Source organism: Borrelia hispanica CRI, from assembly GCF_000500065.1.
GTDB classification, from domain to species: domain Bacteria; phylum Spirochaetota; class Spirochaetia; order Borreliales; family Borreliaceae; genus Borrelia; species Borrelia hispanica.
On sequence record NZ_AYOU01000076.1, the window covers coordinates 1 to 4524 of the forward strand.

The 4524-nt window shown below is 24.6% G+C and carries 5 protein-coding genes and 1 pseudogene; 1 reads left to right on the forward strand and 5 read right to left on the reverse strand.

Going from position 1 to position 4524, the window contains the following annotated elements:
- The 5 genes from U880_RS0101915 to U880_RS0101935 form a co-directional block, all read right to left on the reverse strand.
- Positions 1–485 (reverse strand): ERF family protein (locus U880_RS0101915; protein WP_235047982.1); only part of this gene is annotated, 485 nt, incomplete at its 3' end.
- 339 nt (positions 486–824) lie between these two features.
- Positions 825–1349 carry a chromosome replication/partitioning protein gene (locus tag U880_RS0101920; protein WP_024654546.1) on the reverse strand — a complete coding sequence of 175 codons (525 nt, stop codon included), beginning with the start codon at positions 1347–1349 and terminating at the stop codon, positions 825–827.
- A 45-nt stretch (positions 1350–1394) separates the two neighbouring features.
- The gene (locus U880_RS0101925) at positions 1395–2159 is read right to left on the reverse strand and encodes a ParA family protein (RefSeq protein WP_024654547.1); all 765 of its coding nucleotides are present in this window, start codon (positions 2157–2159) and stop codon (positions 1395–1397) included.
- A complete protein-coding gene (locus tag U880_RS0101930; RefSeq protein ID WP_024654548.1) occupies positions 2135–2695 on the reverse strand; it encodes a DUF226 domain-containing protein in 561 nt (186 codons plus the stop codon). The genes U880_RS0101925 and U880_RS0101930 overlap by 25 nt, the downstream gene beginning before the upstream one ends.
- 9 nt (positions 2696–2704) lie before the next feature.
- The gene (locus U880_RS0101935; protein ID WP_024654549.1) at positions 2705–3817 is read right to left on the reverse strand and encodes a plasmid maintenance protein; all 1113 of its coding nucleotides are present in this window, start codon (positions 3815–3817) and stop codon (positions 2705–2707) included.
- A gap of 183 nt (positions 3818–4000) precedes the next feature.
- Here U880_RS0101935 and U880_RS0101940 point away from each other — a divergent pair.
- Positions 4001–4524: pseudogene (locus tag U880_RS0101940) on the forward strand (DUF244 domain-containing protein); the annotation flags it as partial.

Here is a 4524-nt window from a genome sequence, read left to right on the forward strand (position 1 = left end):
TTACTAGCATCAGTATCAACTTCACTTTCTATTGACAAATATGCAACTAGTGCATAACGTTTGAAATAAGTTATTGCAGACCCCACAAGCTGAGACCACGTATTTTGACTTTTAATTCCAATAGACTTTAATTCCTCTATATATAGAGGTGTATCAAATGAATATTCATACCCACTAGAATTATAAAATGTTGTTGTAACAACACTGATTGTATTATTGCCTATAACTTTACAAGTTGGAACTTGTACAAAATCAATATCTAGATTATTTTCCTTAATAACATTCTTAACTTCCCTTACTATTTCATTAAAATCTTGATACTTATACCCATATCCATTAAGATTTTTATTCACGCCATCCAAACTCATCCTCAAAGTTTTAAGGTTATTTAAAAAGTTTATTCTCTTTTGATTCATTGTTGTATTTTTGTTATTAATTGCAATTTCTTGCATATTTGTTTTTGTAACATTATTTATATTTTGCATTATAAACACTCCTGTATTATGAATTTACAAAAATAATAATATAATAAAAATTAATTTTTGTCAATCTATATTGAGTATGCAAAAAATATATTTTTTAAAAAAACAATAAAATATCAATTTATAAAACTTTAGAAAAGTAAAGATTTAGAGCTTAATTAAATGTTCTTTGAGTTAGAATATTTAATTAAGCTCTAAAAGCTACATGAAATGATCATAGTACAGGTAGTTCTAAAATGATAGCACTACTAGTGATAATCAGGATACAATAAAATTAAAGTAAAATCAATCACTACCTTAAACAGTTCAACAAATATATTACCTTTTAACACCTAATCTATTTTAAATACCTTTTAAATCTTTAAACTTTTTCATAAATTCTGCCAATAAATCTTTCTTACACTTAAATAACTCATCCATCAAAAAACTAGTAAATTTAGCATTTTGCTTATAAAAAGAATAACTTTCTTGACTTTTAAGTTGAAATCTTAACGGTTTGATTGGATTTTCTTTTGATTTTTGAGATACTTTAATCTTTCTTAAAACTCCTTTTATTCCTTCTCTCTTAAGCTCTTCTATATCCAATGTTCCTTTTAATATTTCTTTATAAATTTTTAAATACTTAAAAGCTTGGGTTCTTGCTATCACAAAATCTTCCAAAAATTTATTAAAATTTTTATACCCATCAAGTTTATACAAAGAACCTTCTTTGATTTCATATAAAATTTTCATTATCTTAATTCTATCTTCAACCTCATTTAATAATATCGCTCTCAATTGATTTTTATAAGATTCATATCTTATTTTACTTTCCTTATTACTTATATTTTGATCTCTGTCATTTAAAATGATTTCTTTTTTTACCATAAATCCTCCTTTATAATAACGTACAAATAAATACACCCGGTGTACTTATTTGTACGTTATTATGTTATTCAAAGCATCTTTTATTTCTTTATAATACTTTTCACTTTTATCTGGCACAAGTAATTCATTAATAAATACCCTTATTCCATTAGAAAAATGAACTTTTCCTTTAACTAAATCCCTATAATTTTCATTTAAAAGAACTTCAATATCTCTAAGAGTATTTCTATTTTTAATAAATTTATTTTTTATAATTGATATTTCTATTTTTCTATTTTTAATAATTTCTGTTTTTTTTACCGATTTTAAAATCTGTGGAAATGTTTCAACTGACCATCTTTCAGTTTCAATAGGAACTACAAGAATATCTGTTATATTAAGAGCATTATATAACAGCACTTTTGAATTAGGAGCAGTATCAATTATTACATAATCGAAATCATAATTTGCTAAGTTTTCCCTTAAACAAAACTCCAACAATAGCTCTTTATATTCAATTGATTCTTGTTCAAAATTTCCTAACATTGGATGAGATGCAATAAGATACATATTATGACTTATAACGCTTAAGTATTTATCAAAGTTGTAATCATATTCCTCTTTTAATAAAGAATATACATTGAATTCTTCTATATTATTTATATACTTAATAAAATAACTAGTAATACTATTTTGAGGATCTAAATCAATTAACAGAACTTTTTTATTCATATCTTCTAATATATAACTAAATACAATTGCCATAACACTTTTACCAACACCACCTTTAATGGATGCTATAGTAATTACCTTTGGTTTTTTTTTATCCATTTGTCTATAAGACCCCCGTCCGATAAGGTTTTATTATAAAATTCATATACTTGCTTCTCTAAATCTGTAATTCTATCAATTAAAGATTTATAATATTTTGTGTTTGACTTTTCTTTTTTAAGTAAACAAGAAATACCTTTAATATAACAATAAATACTTCCTTTTTTAAATCTAAACTCTATATAACATACTCTTGAAAACGTATATGCTTTCATAACACCATTTTCTTCATATCTAGTTACAAGATTTTGTATTGGTTTCCTATATCCATAAAATATTCCTAAAAATTCATCATTGTCTCTCAAAGCAAATAAACTAAAAAGTTCTATTTTTTCTTGATTAAATAATCCTCTAAACGCAATGAAAAATTTATGTTTCTGTCTTCTATCAATTCCAAACAAATATAAATCCATCATCAATTTTGTATGATATATTTTTCTCTCTTTAACACTTTCTATCTGAATAAATAGTTTCTTTTTTGTTTTTCTCTTAATATCTGATTCTTTATTTTCAAAATGTTCCAATATATTATCCACAACAAATCCTTAGTCAACAATCTTTTCATACCCCTCTATTCTTAAATGCTCTTTCCCTTCCACCATCTCTAAAATTTCATAGTAATAATGATTATTAAATACTTGGCTATATTTCAAATCAACTTGCTTATTTAAATAATTTTTCAATATTGGCGCTAAAACTTTAACCTCTACTTTGTTCTTCAACTGATCTAGCAGTATACTAAATATATTATTTCTAATCTGCTGTTGGTCTTCTTTTCGACCTTTTTTCTCTCGTTCAACTGTTTTCTTAATCCTCTTTACTATCTGTCCTAAATCACCGTATTTACCACTCTCTACGATAAAATGCGGCTTGTCTTTATACTTTTCATACGCTTTTTGTATCTCTGTTTCTAATTGCTTCTCATTATATCCTTCTTTTTTTAATCCTTCTTTTGTCTCTCCTAGTATCTTTTCTAGTTCCTTTTGTTTTTCTTCTAATTTCTTGCTTTTATTCTGTTCCCTTTCTTTTCTATTCTCTTCTTTCTTCAATGCTATTAGCTTCTTTATTTTAATTTCTTTTGTTGTTTCTAAATTTAAAATTGAGAGATATTTATCATCTTTGAATTCACACTTCTTTATGTACTTCTCTAGTTGTGCCTTTTCTCTTTCTGTTTTTTCTACCTCTTTCTTCTTCTTATTATTATTCTTATTATTACTATTATTATTAATACACTCCCATTTTTCTACACTCCCATTTTTCTTTAGACTCCCATTATTAGTGCATGTTTGTTGATGATATAAGTTAGCACGTTGTTGAAATCTTTCTTCTTTTTTGTCTTTAAAATGTTTATTGATTTTATAGTGACATACTTTTTTAGAAAATCTAAGTTTATAGTGAATTTCGGTACCGCAATTTTCTCCTAAATGTCTGTAATAGTTACTAGTTACTTGAAATTCTTTTTCTAGTTTGTATAAATAATTTTGTAGAGTTTTGAGTGTAGCTTTTTTTTGACCATTGTTGTTTAAGTTATTATTAAAGTAATAGAGTATTTTATTTTGATTATATTTTTTAAACTTAGAATTTACAAAATTTAATGTTGATATTAAAACGATTAATTTGTGTTGGTATTTATTGATGGGCTTTTTTTTGCTTATCATTTATTTTCTCCTGTAGTATGAACATATAAGTCCATGATAACGTAATTCTTATTAAAAAGTAAACCTATTCTTAATAAAAATATTTTTTTGTAAAAAATATTATAAATATTATAGCAAAAAGTTGATAAAAATAGTTTTTGATATATATTGATTTTTATAAATTTATAGTATAGGAGTTTTTTTATGAAAAATGAAAATAATATTACAAAAATTAATAATGGAGTAAAAAAGATGAGACAGCAAGATTTATACACCCAACAAGTTATTAAAGGTTTAGAATCTTTTGTTCCAACCGTAGATTCTGATAATAATAAACAAACTAATGTAAGTAAAATGAGCAAAATAGGACGTAAATTACCTGGTATCAAAAAGAATGAATATTTCAAGTTTAATAGTAAAGTAGATTTTTCTATTCAACGTGAAGCATTAACAAGATTTGGTGCTAGTGAAGTTGGGAGTATATTTCTTGGTTCTGATGCTGCTTCTGAATTAATTGTAAGTAGAGTACTTAAATTTTTTGGGAAAGAAGTTCCATATAAAGATAATTTGCATATTAAAAAAGGAAAAGCATTAGAAAATTTAGGATTTGCTGAGTTTCTACGTATTTATTCTGATAATATACAAATTTTACACAAAAACAAATATGCTAATGGAATAGACAAATATAATTACTTCAAACGAGTAGGTAGAGGAGATAATCTTGTTGG

What these genes read in the sequence shown, in the direction of transcription:
- U880_RS0101935 (WP_024654549.1), bottom strand. Translation starts at nt 3,817, where the DNA reads ATGATAAGCAAAAAAAAGCCCATCAATAAATACCAACACAAATTAATC.
- U880_RS0101920 (WP_024654546.1), bottom strand. Translation starts at nt 1,349, where the DNA reads ATGGTAAAAAAAGAAATCATTTTAAATGACAGAGATCAAAATATAAGT.
- U880_RS0101925 (WP_024654547.1), bottom strand. Translation starts at nt 2,159, where the DNA reads ATGGATAAAAAAAAACCAAAGGTAATTACTATAGCATCCATTAAAGGT.